At 61.7% G+C, this 18,484-nt stretch carries 9 protein-coding genes; 4 read left to right on the forward strand and 5 right to left on the reverse strand.

What is annotated here, in order from left to right; genetic code table 11:
• Position 1: 1 nt before the first annotated feature.
• The 4 genes from KW568_RS21890 to KW568_RS21905 all read left to right on the forward strand — a co-directional run bounded on the left by KW568_RS21890 (position 2) and on the right by KW568_RS21905 (position 4,701).
• Positions 2-1,045 (forward strand): phytanoyl-CoA dioxygenase family protein, encoded by a 1,044-nt coding sequence (locus KW568_RS21890; protein ID WP_004577660.1) that lies wholly within the window; start codon positions 2-4, stop codon positions 1,043-1,045.
• Between the two features lie 574 nt (positions 1,046-1,619).
• A complete protein-coding gene (gene tnpB / locus KW568_RS21895) occupies positions 1,620-1,979 on the forward strand; it encodes an IS66 family insertion sequence element accessory protein TnpB (protein WP_259536786.1) in 360 nt (119 codons plus the stop codon).
• 18 nt (positions 1,980-1,997) lie between these two features.
• Positions 1,998-3,515, forward strand: coding sequence for an IS66 family transposase (tnpC, locus tag KW568_RS21900; protein ID WP_259538933.1), 1,518 nt, complete (start codon positions 1,998-2,000; stop codon positions 3,513-3,515).
• Positions 3,516-4,245: 730 nt separating this feature from the next.
• Positions 4,246-4,701 (forward strand): REP-associated tyrosine transposase, encoded by a 456-nt coding sequence (locus KW568_RS21905; protein WP_259536787.1) that lies wholly within the window; start codon positions 4,246-4,248, stop codon positions 4,699-4,701.
• Positions 4,702-4,710: 9 nt separating this feature from the next.
• Here KW568_RS21905 and KW568_RS21910 read toward each other — a convergent pair whose 3' ends face one another.
• The 5 genes from KW568_RS21910 to KW568_RS21930 all read right to left on the reverse strand — a co-directional run bounded on the left by KW568_RS21910 (position 4,711) and on the right by KW568_RS21930 (position 18,017).
• Complete coding sequence (locus tag KW568_RS21910) at positions 4,711-6,063, reverse strand: aminotransferase class I/II-fold pyridoxal phosphate-dependent enzyme (protein ID WP_004577066.1); 1,353 nt, start codon at positions 6,061-6,063, stop codon at positions 4,711-4,713.
• Positions 6,064-6,072: 9 nt separating this feature from the next.
• A complete protein-coding gene (locus KW568_RS21915; RefSeq protein WP_259536788.1) occupies positions 6,073-13,572 on the reverse strand; it encodes a type I polyketide synthase in 7,500 nt (2,499 codons plus the stop codon).
• 357 nt (positions 13,573-13,929) lie between these two features.
• Positions 13,930-15,939 carry a nucleoside-diphosphate sugar epimerase/dehydratase gene (locus KW568_RS21920; RefSeq protein ID WP_033725802.1) on the reverse strand — a complete coding sequence of 670 codons (2,010 nt, stop codon included), beginning with the start codon at positions 15,937-15,939 and terminating at the stop codon, positions 13,930-13,932.
• A gap of 81 nt (positions 15,940-16,020) precedes the next feature.
• Entirely contained in the window at positions 16,021-17,055 is a 1,035-nt protein-coding gene (locus KW568_RS21925; RefSeq protein ID WP_100773886.1) for a glycosyltransferase family 4 protein, read from the reverse strand.
• Positions 17,052-18,017, reverse strand: coding sequence for an SDR family oxidoreductase (locus KW568_RS21930; RefSeq protein WP_259538935.1), 966 nt, complete (start codon positions 18,015-18,017; stop codon positions 17,052-17,054). The genes KW568_RS21925 and KW568_RS21930 overlap by 4 nt, the downstream gene beginning before the upstream one ends.
• Between the last annotated feature and the right edge of the window lie 467 nt (positions 18,018-18,484).

The raw sequence follows: 18,484 nt of genomic DNA on the forward strand, positions 1-18,484 counted from the left end.
CATGCCTGTTTCGATCAAGGACATCGGCCGTTACGCGGCACTCCCCTGGCATTGCCTGCAGTTGGCTACCCATGCCAAGTCGTTCGAGAACAACCCGGTGCTGGGCAGTGCCCGGCTCAATGCCTTGGGCCTGCATGTGCAGCGTCGTCAGCTGGCGATGGCCATGGCAGGTTACCGTCGCAATGCGCTGGCCTCGCGGCTGGATGCCGGTGAGCGCGCGCATTTTGAGCAGAACGGTTTTTTCATTCGTGAAAACGCCCTGCCTGCCGAGCAGTTTGCGGCCTTGCGCGCCGAGCTGGGTGCATTGCGCAGCACCGGCTGGGAAATGCGCCAGGGCCGCGCGGTTACCCGCCGGGTCAGCCTTGACCAGGACGTGCTGGCGCAAAACCCGGCCAGTGCGGCGTTTGTGGCGGACCGTGGGGTGCGCGACCTGATTGCGTATGCGTCGTCCAATACCGGTGGCATTACCTACCAGTTGCAGTCGATCGTGATCGACGCCGCCAATGCCGATCAGGACCCGCAGACCCGCCTGCATGCCGACACCTTCCACCCCACGGCGAAGGCGTGGTTGTTCCTGGACGATGTGGCGGATGACCAAGGGCCGTTCAGTTATGTGCCGGGGTCGCACCGCCTGACGCCGGAGCGTTTGGCCTGGGAGTACCGTCAAAGCCTGGGGGCGGCGCGCTCCGGCGAGCAGATGCACCGTGAGGGTTCGTTCCGCATCGACGAGCCCGAGCTGGCGGCCCTCGGCTTGCCGCCGCCCCGTCGCTTTGCGGTGCCAGCCAACACCCTGGTGGTGGCGGACACGTCTGGTTTCCATGCCCGTTGTGCAAGCCATCAGGCCAGCCACCGCGTCGAGATTTATGCCAGCCTGCGGCGTAACCCGTTCATCCCATGGCGCGGGGCGCACCTGTTTGCATTGCCATGGATTGCCAACCACCACATGCGTTGGGATATCCGGTTGAAGCGGTTGATGGGGTTTGGCAAGAAGAGCCATTGGCGGTTTGTGGAGCAGTTGAATGCGTACGAGGCACCGCATATCTGACCCACGCCCAGTCCCCGGCCCGGTGGCTGGACGCAGGCCGTCGTGTAGGAGCGGGTTTACCCGCGAAAGGGCCGGGCCTGCTGGCCAATGTCCCTGGCCGGTCACCGTTGCTGCCGCCACCGTATTCGCGGGTAAACCCGCTCCTACGCCGATCGGGGGGTGGGCACAGATCGGGGGTTGGGCGCAGACCGTCGTGTAGGAGCGGGTTTACCCGCGAAAGGGCCGGGCCTGCTGGCCAATATCCCTGGCCGGTCACCGTTGCTGCCGCCACCGTATTCGCGGGTAAACCCGCTCCTACACCTGATCGGGGGTGGGCACAGATCGGGGGTTGGACACAGACCGTCGTGTAGGAGCGGGTTTACCCGCGAAAGGGCCGGGCCTGCTGGCCAATATCCCTGGCCAATCACCGTCCCCCCCTTGGTCGGTGGGCACATTCTGCAATGGTTGAATCGCTGCTGGCGCCTGGAGGGCGTCTACGCTGGCTCGAACGTAAGTGATCCATGAACACCACATTCAAAGCCGACAGTTGATCCCTGAAGCTGTGCTCCCGATTTCTCTCTGGAGCCAGCACGTCATGATGCGACCCGACACCAAAGTCGAAAAGGTATACCTTTACCCCAAACCGGTAGACTTCCGAAAAACCATCGACGGTCTGGCCGCCCTGGTCGAACTAGATATCAAGGTGGCCGTGTTCGACCCTGTGCTGTTCGTTTTTCTTAATCGGCACCGTGATCGAGTGAAAATCCTTTATTGGGAGCGCAACGGCTTCTGCCTTTGGCTCAAGCGTCTCGAATCCGAACGTTTTAAAACATCTCCCGATATCACCGACGACGCCATCGTGCTGACGGTTCAGGAGCTGAACTGGCTACTCGACGGCTTTGATCTGTGGCGCAACCGTCCACATCAGGTTTTGACCCCGCGATACGTGGCTTGATTGGGTATAATCCGCGGCATGATTTCCATGCCCGACACCCTTCCCGATGACCCGGCTGTGCTCAAGCAATTAATTGCTCAGATGCAGTCCAAGGTCGTTCATCTTGAAGAGCAGAATGCAATGCTGCGCCAGCGCTTGTTTGGTCGCAAGTCAGAACAAACGACTGATCCGGCAACACCGCAATTAGCATTGTTCAACGAAGCCGAAAGCGTCGCTGAACCGGTTGCCGAAGACGTTGATGAAGAAGCCGTCGCGCCGACTAAGCGCCGTGGTAAACGCAAGCCGCTGCCTGCGGATTTGCCACGCATCGAAGTTATCCACGAACTCCCCGAGCACGAACTGACCTGCACCTGTGGCTGCCGCAAACACACCATCGGTGAAGAAGTCAGCGAGCAGCTCGAAATCGTGCCGATGCAGATCCGCGTGATCAAACACATTCGCAAGGTTTACGGTTGCCGCGGTTGTGAAACCGCCCCGGTCACCGCCGACAAGCCGGCGCAACTGATCGAAAAGAGTATGGCCAGCCCCAGTGTTTTAGCGATGCTGCTGACCACCAAATACGTTGATGGCCTGCCACTGCACCGCTTCGAAAAAGTGCTGAGCCGTCATGGTATCGACATCTCGCGTCAAACCCTGGCCCGCTGGGTGATCCAGTGCGGCGAACATCTGCAACCGCTGCTCAATCTGATGCGTGATCGGCTACTGGAAAGTCGCGTGATCCACTGCGACGAAACCCGCGTGCAGGTGCTGAAAGAACCGGATCGAGAGGCGACCAGCCGATCCTGGATGTGGGTGCAAACCGGCGGCCCACCCGGCAAACCAGTGATCCTGTTCGACTACTCGACCAGCCGTGCGCAGGAAGTGCCTTCGCGTCTGCTGGAAAGTTATTGCGGCTATTTGATGACCGACGATTACGCCGGTTACAACGCCGTGGCCGTACAACCAGGTATCGAGCGTATGGGCTGCTGGGCGCATGCTCGACGCAAGTTTGTTGAAGCGCAGAAAGTGCAGCCGAAAGGCAAGACTGGGCGGGCCGATATCGCGCTGAACTTGATCAACAAGTTGTACGGAATCGAGCGTGACCTGAAAGACGCCAGCGACGAGCAGCGCCACCAAGGTCGTCAGCAAGACAGCCTGCCGATCCTTGCGCAACTGCACGGCTGGCTGGAGAAAACCCAGCCGCAAGTGACCGCGCAAAACGCACTGGGCAAAGCCGTCGGTTATTTGGCCAGCAACTGGAACAAACTCAAACGTTATGTCGAGGCGGGTCACCTGCCGATCGACAACAATCCGGCAGAAAGAGCGATAAGGCCTTTTGTCATTGGGCGCAAGGCCTGGCTGTTTAGCGACACGCCCAAGGGCGCCGTTGCCAGCGCTCAAATCTATAGCCTAGTCGAGACCGCCAAGGCCAACAGTCAGGAGCCCTATGCGTGGCTGCGCCACGTGCTGGAGCGACTGCCGCATGCGCAGTCGGTGGCGGACTATGAAGCGCTGCTGCCGTGGAACTGCTCGCGAGAGTTACCACGTCAAGCCTGAACCTATCCCAGGGTGGGTCATGCCTAGGCTCTCTTGGGATGTCCTTTGTTGTACCGCCAAATACGCCAAACACGTAATAGACTCGGGACATTTTTTGGGGCTGTCTCCCCTGGAAAACTAGAAAGTCCTGAGCCCGATACAAAAAAAGTCCTCCCCCCGGTACAGGACCAAAGGGGCTCAAATGAGCACAGAAAGAACAGAATCCTGCATTTCCGTGGCATTAAATGGCAATTCTGTGGCAATTCTGTGGCACAGAAATGGTGCTAAATAGTCCGATTCCATTCAGTCGGTATAAGAGTGCCAAGGCCAGGCCATTTCAGTGGCACAGAATCGCCAGGTAATGGCTATTCAATGGTGCAAAATTTGGGTTCCGCGCCTAGCAGCCTCTGGCCTCTGGTGAGTTACGGGTAGAAAACCTTGGCATGGAGGATCGACTGACAGTAATGCTGCGCAGGTTTCACCCTCAGTTGGGGAAGGTTATCGACGAAAAGCACGGGTCAAATACCGCGAGATTGATGTCCGACTTGACCAGAGCAGGTAGGCCGTCGATGGATTTTCAGAAGTCGACGGTTTGGGCTAGAGATTTTTGACTTTTGCATCGCGGTCGCATCATGGCGGATGGCCGCCAGCAAGAAATCGGGAGCACAGCATCCGGGATTAGCTAAACGATTTGAATGTTGGGTTAATGGAGCGGTTACGCTCGAACTATCGAAGCCTCAAGGATGACCCCATGCACTACGCCCACGCCCACCATCTGCGCCGCCATCGGGTTTCACACCCCGGCAGGCTGTATATGCTGACCACAGTCACCCACCAGCGCCGCCCCCTGTTTCACAACTTCAACCTGGCCAGGCTGGTGGTCAATCACCTGCGCCAGGCAGACCGGGAAAACAGCTGCGTCACGCTGGCCTGGGTTGTGATGCCCGACCATGTGCATTGGCTGATAGAACTGAAACAGGTGACGATGGCCACGTTGATGCGCCGCTTCAAATCAAGGTCCAGCCATGCCTTGCACAAGGCTGGTGTAACAGCCACCCCGATCTGGCAGGCCGGCTACTGCGATCGCGCCATGCGCAAGGATGATGACCTGCTCATCACCGCTCGGTACATCATTGCCAACCCGGTCAGGGCCGGCATGGCACCCAATGTCGGCGAATACCCACACTGGGATGCCATCTGGCTGTAAGCGTGGCCCTCACCCCAGCCGCGCCATCTCCTGCGCCACCACCGCAACGGTATGCCTGATCTGCTCTTCCGTATGCTCGCACGACACAAAAAACCGCACCCGCGCCGAATGCTCTGGCACCGCCGGGTACAAAATCGGCTGGGCATTGATGCCACGCTCGAACAGGGCGCTGGACAAACGGCCGGCCTTGAACGAACTGCCGGTAATCACCGGGATCACCGCCAACCCGGTACTGGTCGCCGTGTCCAACCCTGCTTCACGCGCCAGGCGCAGGAACAGCTCCCCGCGCGCCTGCACTTGCGCTACCCGCTCGCTGTCTGCAGCCAGCAGCTTCAACGCTGCCAACGCTGAGGCCGTGACCGCCGGCGGCATGCCAACACTGTACAAGAAGCCCGGCGCCAGAAACTTCAGGTGCTCGATCAGTGCCGTGCGACCCGCAATGTACCCACCGCAACTGGCCAGGGTCTTGCTCAAGGTCCCCATCCAGATGTCGACGTCATCGCCAGCCAACCCAAAATGCTCACGAATACCTTTGCCCGTCGCCCCCATCACCCCCAGTGAATGGGCTTCATCCACCATCAGGAAAACCTTGTGCTTATGCTTGAGCTCGACGAACCGGGGTAGCTCGGGGTAGTCGCCGTCCATGCTGTAGATGCCTTCCACCACCACCAGCACCCGCTCGAAGTGCTGGCGTTGCTCGCCCAGCAGGCGGTCCAGCGCCTGCCAGTCGTTGTGGGCAAAACTCAGACGGCGGGCACCCGACAGCTGGATACCCTGCAACACGCTGTTGTGAATCAGCTCGTCATGCACCACCAGGTCGCGTGGCCCGAACAGGTAGCCGATGGTGGTGACGTTGGTGGCATGGCCGCTGACCATCACCACCGCATCGTCCACCTCGTACAGGCGGGCCAGTTCGCGCTCGAGCTCGCGGTGCAGCGGGCGGTCGCCAGAAACGGGGCGGCTGGCCGACACCGAGGTGCCGTAGCGGTCGATCGCCGCCTTGGCCGCTTCGGCCACGGTCGGGTGGCCGGAGTAACCCAGGTAGTTGTAACTGGCAAAGTTGAGGTACTCGCGCTCGCCAATCTGCGTCTGGGCACCGGCGGTGCCCTGGTGCATACGGAAGAACGGGTTGCTCACGCCCAGCTGCATGGCACTCTGCTGGATTACCCGCAGTTGCTGGTACCCCGGGTGCTGATCAAAGCGATAGTGCGCTTCGGGCACCTTCAGGGCAGCCTGCTGTACCTGCTCCAGGGTGGCGCCCTGCTCGCCCTCGGCAGCCACATGGCGGCGCCGGGCGAGGGCTTGCTGGATCAGGCGTTGCTTGGCATCACCACCAAGGCCGGTCGGGGTTCTGGCTGTCATCTGGCACTCTTAATCAATCAATCGGTTGGGTGCCGCGTTGCTGTCGGCCAAGGCTGCGTTCAACTGCGCCAACTCTTCGGCACTGTGCTCGCTGCCATGGCGGGCAAGCACATTCTGCGCCAGTTGCTCTTCGCCGCTGCTCGCTTCACCGCGCAGCAGCTCCAGCAAGCGTGCGGCAAGCTTGTCGATGCTGGAGCTGTCGCTCAGTTCCATCACCGGCAGGCGAATACCGAAACGCTCTTCCAGCGCCACCACCAACTCAACGCTCATCAACGAATCGAGCCCCATTTCCTGCAGCGGGCGCTGGGCATCCAGGCGTGCTGGCGGCAGGCGCAAAATCTCGCACACCTCGTGCTTGAGCATGTCTACGAAGCGTTCGAGCAGTTCGCCATCGTCAAGCTCCTCCAGCATGCGCTGGATGTCCTCACCGCCACCTTCATCCTCATGGTCGCCGCCATAGGCACGGGCCAGTTCGCTGAAGCGCGGTGTAGTGGCGCTCGGCAGGAAGCGCGCCAGGGCCTTGAAGTCCAGCTCCAGCACGCCATGGCCGTTATCACCCTGCAACAGCATGGCCTCGAGCTGTGCCAAGGCTGCCTCAGCCCGCAGCGCCGAGCCCCCCATGCGGCTCTGCAGGGCGTCCTTGATCTGGCTGTTGCGCGCCAGGAAACCGACATCGTCGATGGCGCCCCACAGCACGGCGGTGGCTGCCTGGCCCTGAGCACGACGGTGCCGCGCAAGGGCTTCGAGCCAGTGGTTGGCCGCCACGTAGTTGGCCTGGCCGGGGTTGCCGAACAAGGTGGTGGCCGAGGAGAACATCACGAAGAAGTCCAGCGCCAGGCCCTGGGTCAGCTCGTGCAGGTACTGCGCGCCCTTGGCCTTGGGCTCCAGCACGCGACGCAACTGGTCGCCGTCAAGGTTGCGGATCAGGCTGTCGTCAATCACCGTCGCAGCGTGCACCAGGCCACGCAGTGGCCATGGGCTGGCGGCAATGCGATCAAACACCCCGCGCAGTTGCTCACGGTCGGTGATGTCGCACGCCACGGCCTGCACATCGATACCTTGGGCGTGCCACAACGCCAGCTGCGGTTGGGCCTCTTCACTGGCCGGGCCACGACGGCCCAGCAACACCAGGTGACGGGCACCTTTGTCGATCAGCCACTGCGCAGTACGCAAGCCAAAGCCACCCAGGCCGCCCGTGACCAGGTAGCTGGCATCGGCGGCAAGCTGCAGTGCCCGCACCGGCCGCACGCGGGTGTCGACGGTTTGCTGGATCGGGTTGGCGTACGTCACCACGACCTTGCCAATCTGCCGCGCCTGCTGCATGTATCGGTAGGCCTCGACCACCTGGTTGGCGTCGAACTCGCGGAACGGCAACGGGTGCAGGATGCCCTGCTCGAACAGTTCCATCATTTCGGCGAACAGGCGGCGGGTGAGCGCGGGGCGCTCGCTCATCAGTTGGTCAGCGTCGATACCGAAATAGCTGATGTTGTTGCGGAACGGGCGCAAGCCAATACGGGTGTTCTGGTAGAAGTCGCGCTTGCCCAACTCCAGGAAGCGACCAAACGGCTTCAGCACCTGCAGGTTGCGGTTGATGGCCTCACCGGCCAGCGAATTGAGCACCACGTCCACGCCACGCCCACCGGTGGCTGCCAGCACCTGGTCGGCATACGCCAGCGAACGGGAGTCGTAGATGTGGCTGACGCCCAACAGGCGCAGGAAGTCGCGCTTCTCGTCGCTGCCTGCGGTGGCGTGAATTTCTGCGCCCAGCCATTTGGCGATCTGGATGGCAGCAATGCCCACGCCACCGGCAGCGCCGTGGATCAGCACCTTCTCGCCCGGCTCCAGGCGCGCCAGGTGATGCAGCGCGTAGTACACGGTGAAGAAGGTACTCGGAATGGTCGCCGCTGCTTCGAACGACATCCCTTCGGGGATGCGTGCAACGGCGTTGGCGTTGGTGACCAGGCGGTTGGCGAAGCTGCAGGGGCCAAAGCCCACCACACGGTCACCCGGGGCGAAGTCGCCCACTGCCTCGGCGCCTTTGCCTTGCACCACACCGGCAAATTCGAAGCCCAAGGTAGGGCCGGAGAAGCCGTTTTCGATGGCTTCATCCGACAGCAGGCCGAGGGCGAACATCACGTCACGGAAGTTAAGGCCCGTCGCACGCACCTGAATGTCCAGCTCATCCGCCGCCGGTTGACGCGGCTCACGCACTTCCCAGCGCAGGTTGCGCAACTGGCCCGGCAGGTCGAAGCCCAGGCACACCCACTGCGCATCGCCCACTGCGCGGCGCGGCTGATCGGCCAGCACGCGCAGGCGCGGCACGTAGCGACGGCCTTCGGCGTCCAGGGCCAGCTCGGTTTCGCTGTCGGCGTGCAGCAACGCAGGTACCGCCAGCTCGACCGCTGCCGCGTGGGCCAGATCGAGCAGGCGAATACGACAGTGCGGGGATTCGTTGGCCAGGGTACGGCCAAAGCCCCACAAGGCGGCGTCGCCGATGGCCGCAACGTCAGTGGCGGTGTCGACGCTGTACAGGTGCTCGGCAGCGCCACGGCTGAACAGCCAGCACTGCGGGGCGATCGTCAGCGACTCACAGGCCTGTACCAGCGCGGCCGCTTGCATGCAGCGCTCGGCCTGGCCATCGAGGCCTGTGCCGCTGTCGAAACCAGCCAGGTGCAGCACATGCTCAGGGGGCTGCGCAAAGGCGCCAAGCTGGGCCGCCAGCGCCTGGGCGTCACCCGGCTGCAACAGGTCAACCTGCTGGCCCTGGGCGCGCAGTTGCTGTGCCAGGCGCAGGGCTGCGCCCTGCCCTGCTTCGGCGAGTACGGCCCAGCGCTGCACGGCCACGGGTGCAGCAGTGTCAGCACCGGCGGGCTTGTCCGCCAGCAACAGGTAGCTACCACAGGCGTTACCCGGCAACGCCTCCAGCGTGCGCAGCGCGGTCAGGCCATGTCGCTGCAGCTCATGGCTCCAGAACGCCGGGCCTTGCTGGCGCGACAACGCCTGCTGCGGGCCGGCCAGCCACCAATCTGGCTGGGCACCGAAGACGAAATCGGCCCAGCGCGCCGGGTACTGCCCAAGCAGCGCCAACTGGCCGTGCGGATTGAGCCGGCCACTGGCCAGGCGCAGGGCGTCACCCACCGTACCAAGGGGGCCGAAGTCGGTAGGCACCAGGACCCAGTCGAACGTACCGGCGTCGGCCAGTTGCTCCAGGCCAAGTACCTCCAACGCCGGGCAATCGTCACGCAGGCGCTGCTCAAGCTCGGGCTCGGCGACGCAGTAGGCATAATCGAGGCGATCGAAATCCAGACCGGCGTACAACAGCTCGGCAAACGAAGCGCCACCGAAGCCGAATTCCAGCACCCGCAGGCGCTGGCCGGGCGGCAGCTGCGCCAGGCGCGCGGCCAAGGTCTGGCCAATGCCGCTGAGCAGGTGCTGCTGCCCTGCCGCACCCAGCACCAGGCGCGCCAGGCTGGCGCCGCTGGTTTCGCGCGGCTGCAGGGTGTCGAAGGCCTGGCTGCCATCCAGCAACGCCGACAGATGACGGCCGATACGGCCCACGGAATGGATAATCTGGAAGTACTCGGGGTAGCTTCTGAACAGCTCTTGCCAGATAGCCTGCGATGTCGGGCGCTCGCCCTGGTCGACCAATTGCCAGCCACCGTCAGCGCTACGCTGCAGGCTGCCGTCGTGCTCGGCATGGCGCAACAGCATCGCCAGGAAGTCGCCCTGGCCCTGCGACCACTGCGCGACCTGCTCGGCACTGATGCGGCCGCCGGCCTGTTCCACCGCATCGAGGACAAAGCTGCTGCACAGCACATCCAGCAGTGGCTCCACTTCATTCAGGTAACGCACCTGTGCCGGCTCGTCGGCCAGGCACTGCAAGGCCTCGGCCAGCGGCGAGCAGGCCACGGCGTTACGCTGCACAGGCACAACTGCGCCTGGCGCGGCCTGCCCCACATGGCCCATACGCTTGATATCGCCACTGCGGTCGTACTGCAGGCGCACGGCACGCATGCGCGCATCCTTGATTGCAAGCACGGCAGCGCCGCTGGCATCGAACAGGGTGAAGTCGACCAGCAGCGAATGCGCGGTGCGCTTGCGCTGGCGCACCTCGGCCAGCACCGGCACACCGCCGGCATTGGTAAAAGCAATGCGCCCAAGCTTGACGGGGATGAACGCCAGGCCATCGTCATGCCCCTGGCGGCTGGCCAGCAGCTCGGTAATCAGCTGGAAGGCACCATCCAGCAGCGCCGGGTGCAGGTGCAGGCTTGCCAGTTCGTGTTCGATGGCAGCAGGCACGACCAACTGAGCCAGCACGCGCTCCCCTTCCACCCAGGCTGCGGCCACCGTCTGGTAAGCGGGGCCGTAGTTCAGGCCAACCGCGCAGGTCATTGCCAGGTGCTGCTCGCCGGTGAAGTCTGCCGGGCGGGCTGGCAACGCCGGTGCCCGGGTGTCCAGCAGCACACCGCGCGCTTCGCCCGGCAAGCGTGCGACCACGTGCTGTACCCAGTCTTCGCGTTGCATCACCGTGCGCGAGCTGATGCGCAATGTGCCATCGGCCTCTTCCACCTGCACGCGCACTTTCTTGCTGACCTCGCTGCTCAGCAGCAGAGGGTTGTGGATTTCCAGCTCTTCGATATCGACGAACTCGCCCGGCTGGTGCAGTTGCGCCACCGCCAGGGCCAGCTCGGTAAAGCCTGCACCCGGGAACAGTACCGACTCACCCACCTTGTGATCGGCCAGGGTCGGGTACTGCTGGGTATCCAGGCGGTTTTCCCAGGTCAGCGCCTGGTCCGTTACCGGGTAACCCAGCAACGGGTGCACGCGCTCGTGGCTCAGCGGGCCATAGGCCTCGGCAGTGACCGGCAAGCTGAAGTGATCGCGCTGCCAGGCGTAGTTAGGCAGGCGCAGCGGGCGCCCCGCCACCGGGAAGCGTGCCTGCCACTGTGGCTCCACGGCGGCAATCTGCAGGCGGGCTACGGTACGTTCCAGCAGCAGCGGACTGTGGTCGTTGCGCTTGAGGGTGCCAATCACCTGCCCCGGTTGTTCGCACTCGGCCAGCACATCGTTGACGTAGCTGCGCAGAATCGCATGCGGGCCCACTTCGAGGAACAGGTTAAGGCCATTGCGCACCAAGGCAGCCAGCGCGCCCTGGAACAGCACCGGGAAGCGAATGTTCTGCCACCAGTACTGGCTGTCCAGGCGTTCGCCGTTCAACTGGCCACCGACGACAGTGGAGTAGAACGGGATCTTCGTAGCCTGCGGGCGGATATGCGCGAGGTCGTCGATAACCGCTTGCTTGATCGGGTCCATGGCCGGCGAGTGGAAGGCGTAGTCCAGGTCCAGGCGACGGGCGAATACCTGGCGCTCTTCCAGGGCCGCTTCCAACAGTGCCAGGGCGTCGACCTCACCGGCCACAGTGGCGCCGCGGGCGCTGTTCTCGCCCGCCACCACCAGGCGGCCATCCAGTTTCAGTTCGGCAATCAGTTGCGCCGTGGCCTCACCCGAGAGGCCGACCGCCGTCATCTTCCCGGTACCACGGGTCAGGCCCTGCAGGCGGCTGCGGTGGTAGATGACCTGGGTGGCGTCCTCCAGGCTCAACGCGCCGCTGGCCCAGGCCGCGGCCACTTCACCCACACTGTGGCCAATCACCGCCACCGGGTGGATGCCTTCGGCAGCCAGCACTTGGGTAACCGCCACTTGCAGGGCAAACAGCGCAGGCTGGGCGATTTCGGTACGTGCATAGCGGCCTTCGCCGTTGTCACCCAGCAGCTCGGCGCGCAGCGAGTAGCCCGCCAAGGGCTGGAACAACGCGTCAACTTCATCCACGGCGGCGGCGAACAGCGGCTGGTCGAGCATCGCCCGGCCCATGCCCTGCCATTGCGAGCCGTTGCCGGAATAGACAAATACCGGTGCCGAGGCGCCGTCCAGGGCCTGGCCGGCCTCCAGCACTGCGCTCAGTTCGCTGAGGGTCGGGTCCTGGGCATAGTCGTCCAGCGCCTGGGCAGCTTCGGCTGCAGTGTCGCAAACCAGCAGCAGGCGATGGCTGTGCGCATCGCGACGGAACATCGCCTGGTAGGCCACATCGTAATAGTCGGCCTGCGGCTGCCCGGCCAGGTAGGCGGCAAAGCGCTCTGCGGTTGCGCGCAGGCCTTCTTCGCTCTTGGCACTGAGCAGTAACGGCACGCGCCGGGCGCTGGCCGCTTGCGGTGCCGGCGCCTGTGGCTCGGGGCTTTGCAGGATGACATGGGCGTTGGCGCCGCCAAAGCCGAACGAGTTCACCCCCACGGTCAACTGGCCATCGGCCTTCAGCGGCAGGGGCTCGGTGACCACCTGCAGGTTGAGGTCGGCGAACGCGATGTTCGGGTTGAGCGCCTGCACGCCAATGGTAGCGGGCACGGTACGCTCGGCCAGGCAGTTCAGTGCCTTCATCAGGCCAGCCACGCCAGAGGCGGCTTCAAGGTGCCCGAGGTTGCTTTTCACCGAGCCGATTGGCAGCGGGTTGCCGGCGCCGCGCGCCTGGCCCAGCGCCTCGCCGATGGCGCGGGTTTCGATCGGGTCTCCCACAGCGGTACCGGTGCCGTGGGCCTCCAGGTAGTCCAACTGCTCGGGGGCGATGCCGGCCTGGGTGTAGGCGCGCTTGAGCAACGCCGCCTGGGCCTCGGCATTGGGCAGGGTCAGGCTGGACTTGCGCCCGTCGGTGTTCACCGCACTGGCCGCCACCACCGCCAAAATGGTGTTTCCGTCGGCCACTGCCTGGTCATAGTCCTTGAGCAGGAACAACCCGCCGCCTTCGGAGCGGGCGTAACCGTCGCCGTTTTCGTCGAACGACTGGCAGCGCCCGGTGCGCGACAGCATGGTCGCCTTGGCGAAGATCATGAACCCGAATGGGTGCATGTGCAGGCTGATACCGCCCGTCACGGCTTGGTCGACATCACCGCTGAGGATGGCCTGGCACGCCTGGTGGAAGGCCACCAGCGACGACGAGCAGGCGGTGTCGATGGCCATGCTTGGGCCACGCAGGTCGTAGAAAAACGACAGGCGGTTGGCCGCGATACTCATGGTGTTGCCGGTCGCCGTGGCGCCATCGATGGCCGACAGGTCCTCGAGCAGGCGGTAGGACTGCTCGACACCGGCGATGCCCAGGTACACGCCACAGTTGCTGCCACGCAGGCTGGACGGCTTGACCCCGGCGTTTTCGAAGGTTTCCCAGCACATTTCCAGCAGCATGCGCTGCTGCGGGTCCATCATCGCGGCTTCACGCGGCGAGATGCTGAAGAAGCCAGCGTCGAAAGCGCTGATATCACCCAGGGTGCCTGAGGCGAAGGTGTAGCTGGTTGCAGGGCTGGCCTTGTCCGGGTGCAGGAACTCGCGTTTGTTCCAACGCGACGGGTCAACCTGGGTCACCAGGTCGCGGCCCTCCATCAGGTTTTGCCAGAAGCCCGCATTGGAAGAGCCAGGAAAACGGTACGCACAACCGACGATTGCAACCTTTCTACGCTTGATCAAAACCTATTCCTTCAAATCTCATCGGGCACCGTCCCATCCGTCGGACAGCCGGCATGCCTGGCCCGGCCACGAAACTGGCCAGTCGTTATATGTCACTGATGATTGTCTGGGTACCTGAAACTGCCATGCACGCAGGGGGCGCAAGACTCATGGTCTGGGACTCGCGTGGGATTGTTCAGATTTGTGTAGGCGGATGATACGCGGGTTGCCGGGGTGGGAAAACCCTGGGGTGAGGGATGGTTCACGGCGTGGGAGCGGGTTTACCCGCGAATACGGTGGTGGCTGCGACGGTGAATGGCTGATGGGAATTGGCCAGCAGGCCCGGCCCATCCGCGGGTTGAACCGGCTCTGGAATGCTCAATGCTCCAGACGCCGCTGCTGGTAGATCCAGTCGACGATCTCGCCCTCCGGCGCATAGCCGATGACCGTTTCCCGCAGTAATTGGCGCACTCGCACGAAGTCGTCGGCTGCGGCTGCTCTCAACAGCTGACTCAACGCATCTTTCAATGCATCCCAAGCCAGGAAATCTTCATCCGCGCTCATGATCATCGGGTGGCTCGTGGCGATCACATTGTCACCAATCAGCAACTCCTCGTAGAGCTTCTCGCCCGGGCGCAAACCGGTAAACTCAATGGCGATGTCACCCTTCGGGTTGCGCTCGCAACGCACGCTGAATCCAGACAGGTGAATCATCTTTTCGGCCAACTCAACAATTTTCACCGGCTCGCCCATGTCCAGCACGAACACGTCCCCCCCCTTACCCATGGAGCCAGCCTGGATCACCAACTGCGCGGCCTCGGGAATGGTCATGAAGTAACGGGTGATCTTCGGATGGGTGACGGTCAGTGGACCACCCGCCTTGATCTGTTTGTGGAACAGCGGAATTACCGAGCCCGAAGAGCCCAGCACATTACCGAAGCGCACCATGGTGAAGCGGGTCTTGTTGACCTGCGAAACATTCCCGGCATCGCCAAACAGCACAGGGGCCAATTCGCGGCTCAAGGCCTGGAGAGTCATTTCGGCCAAGCGCTTCGTACTGCCCATGATGTTAGTCGGGCGCACCGCCTTGTCGGTGGAAATCAGCACAAAGTTGGCAACCCCGGCCTGCAGGGCAGCCTGGGCCGTATACAAGGTGCCGATCACGTTGTTGCTCAGGCCTTCGGCAATATTGTGCTCGACCATCGGCACATGCTTGTAGGCCGCTGCATGATAGACGGTATCAACCTGCCAGGTTTTCATGATATCGAACATCTGCGGCTGGTTGCGAACAGAACCCAAGACCGGGATCAGGCTGACCGACAACGATTCCCGGGCAATACGCTGCTCCAGCTCCGAGAGGATGCTGTAAAGGTTGAACTCACTGTGATCGAACAGCAGCAACGTCCTGGGGTCAAGCCCGACAATCTGCCGGCATAACTCAGAACCAATCGACCCACCCGCTCCCGTCACCAGCACCACTTGCTTCTTGACGCAGCGCTGCAGCAGTTCACTTTGAGCCGGAACGGCATCTCGACCTAGCAGGTCAGCGATATCCACATCCTGAATATCGTCCACCTTGACTCGCCCGCTCGCCAGATCGGCAAATGCTGGCACACTGCGAACATGCAACGGGAAAGGCTCAAGAAAACTCAGAATTTCCTTTCGCCGCACGCGCGATGCCGAAGGCAGTGCCAGCAGAATCTCCTGCACCCCTGTCTCATCGATCAGTTGCTGCAGGCGCCCCGGCTTGTACACCTGCAAGCCGGAAATGACTCGCCCAGCAATATCAGCATCATCATCGATGAATGCCACCGGTCGCATCGTGCGCCCCATGCGCAAGGCTGCCAGCAATTGGTTGCCGGCAGTACCGGCGCCATAGATGGCAACCTTGATCAACCCATCGTCTCGCCCGGAAAACGGTGCTGCATGCATCCCAGCGAACCAATCACCCAGAAAATAGTGGCGCATCATCAAACGGAGCCCGCCGATAATCACCAGGCTCAGCCACCAGTAATTGAAGATGATCGACCGTGGCACTACGGCCTGGTGATTGCTGTACCAAAACACCACGAACGATAGAATCAGCGAAGACAAGCTGACAGCCTTGATGATCACGATCAATGCGTCATTGCCAAAGTAGCGCATTACCGCGCGATACATGCCGAATCGAGTAAACAACGGAATCGCTATGACAGGGGCGCATATAAACAGCCAGAAGTGGTCCGAGACAGGCGCGAAGAGGTTTTCGATACCCAGGCGCACGACAAATGACAGCCACAACGCCACCCAGATGAGCAACACATCTGTAAACACCTGAATCAGTCTTTTCTGTCTCCTCGGCCTGCCCAGCAAGAAGACTCGCATCTTGTCCAGCCACATAGCGCTCATCTCCCCCCGTTGTCTCCCGATAAAATGCCGAACTCCAGCGCGTCGCTGTTCCTTTATTGAAGCATTTTCCTGCATACCTCATCACTCATTCATACGAATGCTGGTCTCTCGCGCCCCTGCATGAAACCTGAACGCCAGCACAACCAACGGCGCGTAGGCCAGCGAAAGGCCTACCCCACCGTCCAAGTGGTGATAGCTCACAGCCAAGGCAATGGGCAGCAACCATCCAAGGTTGATTGCCAGCACGCCAAGGGTGACTGGCAGGTGCCGACCAAAATACCGTGATGCGTACTGGTAGGCATGGCTACGATGAGCCTCGTAGACCTTCTCGCCCCTGCACAGACGACGCATCAAGGTTACCGTTGCATCCACAATGAAGACCCCCAGGAGGATAAGCCATGACCAGAAGAGTTCCCCTCCAAGGCCGGCAGCGGTCATGGAAAACACCCCAAGAACCAGCCCCAAGAAGCCACTACCCGCGTCACCCATGAAAATCCTGGCAGGCGGAAAATTCCATAACAGGAAGCCTGCCGCCGACAACGCAAGCAACAAGGGGGCCCATACCGCTGAGAAATGCCCGGCCAGGCCATACAGCAGGCAGGCCCCCAGACACGCACAGAGCGCTTCGACGCCGGCAATCCCATCGATGCCATCCATGAAGTTGTAGAGGTTGAGCATCCACACCAGATACAGAAGACCTATGCCACTCCCGACCCAGCCCAACGTCAAATGGATACCGAATACGGTCAGGGTCGGCCACCCTCCGAGCCAGAACAGGGCCCAGGCAGCAGCAGCAAAATGCCCGAGCAGACGCCATCGAGCGGCGATATGCCCATGATCATCCATGAAGCCGATGGTTGCGACCATCCCGCCTGCACCAACAAGTGCGACGCAATCTGCCGTCGAGATACCCTTGAGTCCCCACAGAACCAACAACGCGGCAAGGAAGGACAACACAATCGCCAACCCGCCACCACGTGGCGTTGGCCTGCTGTGCGAGCTACGCGCATTTGGAATGTCCAGCAGGCTGCGGGATAGCGCATACCAGCGCAGGACGGCCGTCAATACGAAGGAGACTGCCAAAACGCCGATGGCAAGCCCGATAAAGATCATCATTGATGTGTTTCTCGAAATGATTTTGCGACAAGCTTCAGGCCTTGATCCAGGCTGAGAGGCGGCTCCCAACCGAGAAGCTCGCGATTTTTCTCTATATCGACCTGCAGGGAACACAGTACACGCTGCGCCACACTGCCCTGCCCGATCAGCATAGCCACTGCCCGCATCCAGCTGGCCGGCACCGGCACCAGCCTGGCAGGTTTGCCCAGCGCGCACGCAAGCTTGCGCAGCAATTGAGTGGTCGAGACATCTTCACCATCACTGGCGAGGAACGTCTCGCCAGCAGCGAGTGGATGCTCGATGCAAACCATGATCAGATCGACAAGATTGAACAGGGATACCAGACTGCGACGGTTGTCGATGGCTCCGAACGGCAGCGGAACGCCTCGACACAGCCATTTCATCATGCTCAGAAAGTTGGCCTTCACGCCTGGGCCATAGACCAGTACCGGCCGAATGATAACCAACTCCATGCCCGTCTCGAGCGCAACTCGCCGCAACCCCTCTTCCGCCTCAAGCTTGGAAAGACCATAGGCATCGACAGGTGCCGGCAGATCGCAGGCTCGATAGGGAGCCCCTGCAGCCGTAACTTCCCCGTTGACCTTGATCGAACTGATAAAGACGAAACGCTTCACACCAGCTTGCGCAGCCTGGCGCGCCAGATTAAGACTACCGTCGACATTGACTTTGCGAAACGCCAGCAGCGCATCGGCTTCGGCCTCCCGCATTACATGCACTCTTGCAGCCGCATGGACAACGTAATTTACCCCTGCCAAAGCCGCACACCAGTCAGTTGCACCATCAATGTTACCCACTACAATCGGCTCTGCACCTACACAGGTAACACCAGGCCTCCTTACAGCCGCACGGACTTGACCGATTTGACGCTCCGTCAATTTTTTAATTAAAGCAGCGCCAATAAAGCCGTTGCCCCCTGTAACGAGAACTGATTTTCGCCCCATTAAGCCAACTCTTAATAATAGTGCTTGCAACCCTTCTAAAAAGAGAACCTTCAAAACACTGAAAAACCTAGCCGACTGTTATACGCATCATCTCAAACGCTCAATTCATACCGTTGCTTCATTGCCGGAAACAAGCAGGACGCACTACCGACGCCACACCACTGCGACAACCTAAACCCAAAGCGAAGCCACGCACCCTATCACACTCAGCCCTCATGGTGTGGAGCCCTGAGGCCCAATGAGCAAGCAGCTCGAAAACACGCCCATTGGCAGCCAAGAGCTCAGTAGGCAAAGGAGGCCAGAAGCCTTGACAGGCGTGCCCCCTCTTAAAGACTAGACTCGCCCATCGCATCCGAAGTAAAGTAACGACCTTTTGATCACAAGTCCCTGCACTTACAATTCGAACAACAGTGCAAAACGAAAGCTGGCGCCGCACAGCAGTGCGCCTGATTCCTATTTTTAACCAA

This window comes from Pseudomonas sp. HD6515 (genome assembly GCF_024971855.1).
In the GTDB taxonomy this organism is placed as follows: domain Bacteria; phylum Pseudomonadota; class Gammaproteobacteria; order Pseudomonadales; family Pseudomonadaceae; genus Aquipseudomonas; species Aquipseudomonas alloputida.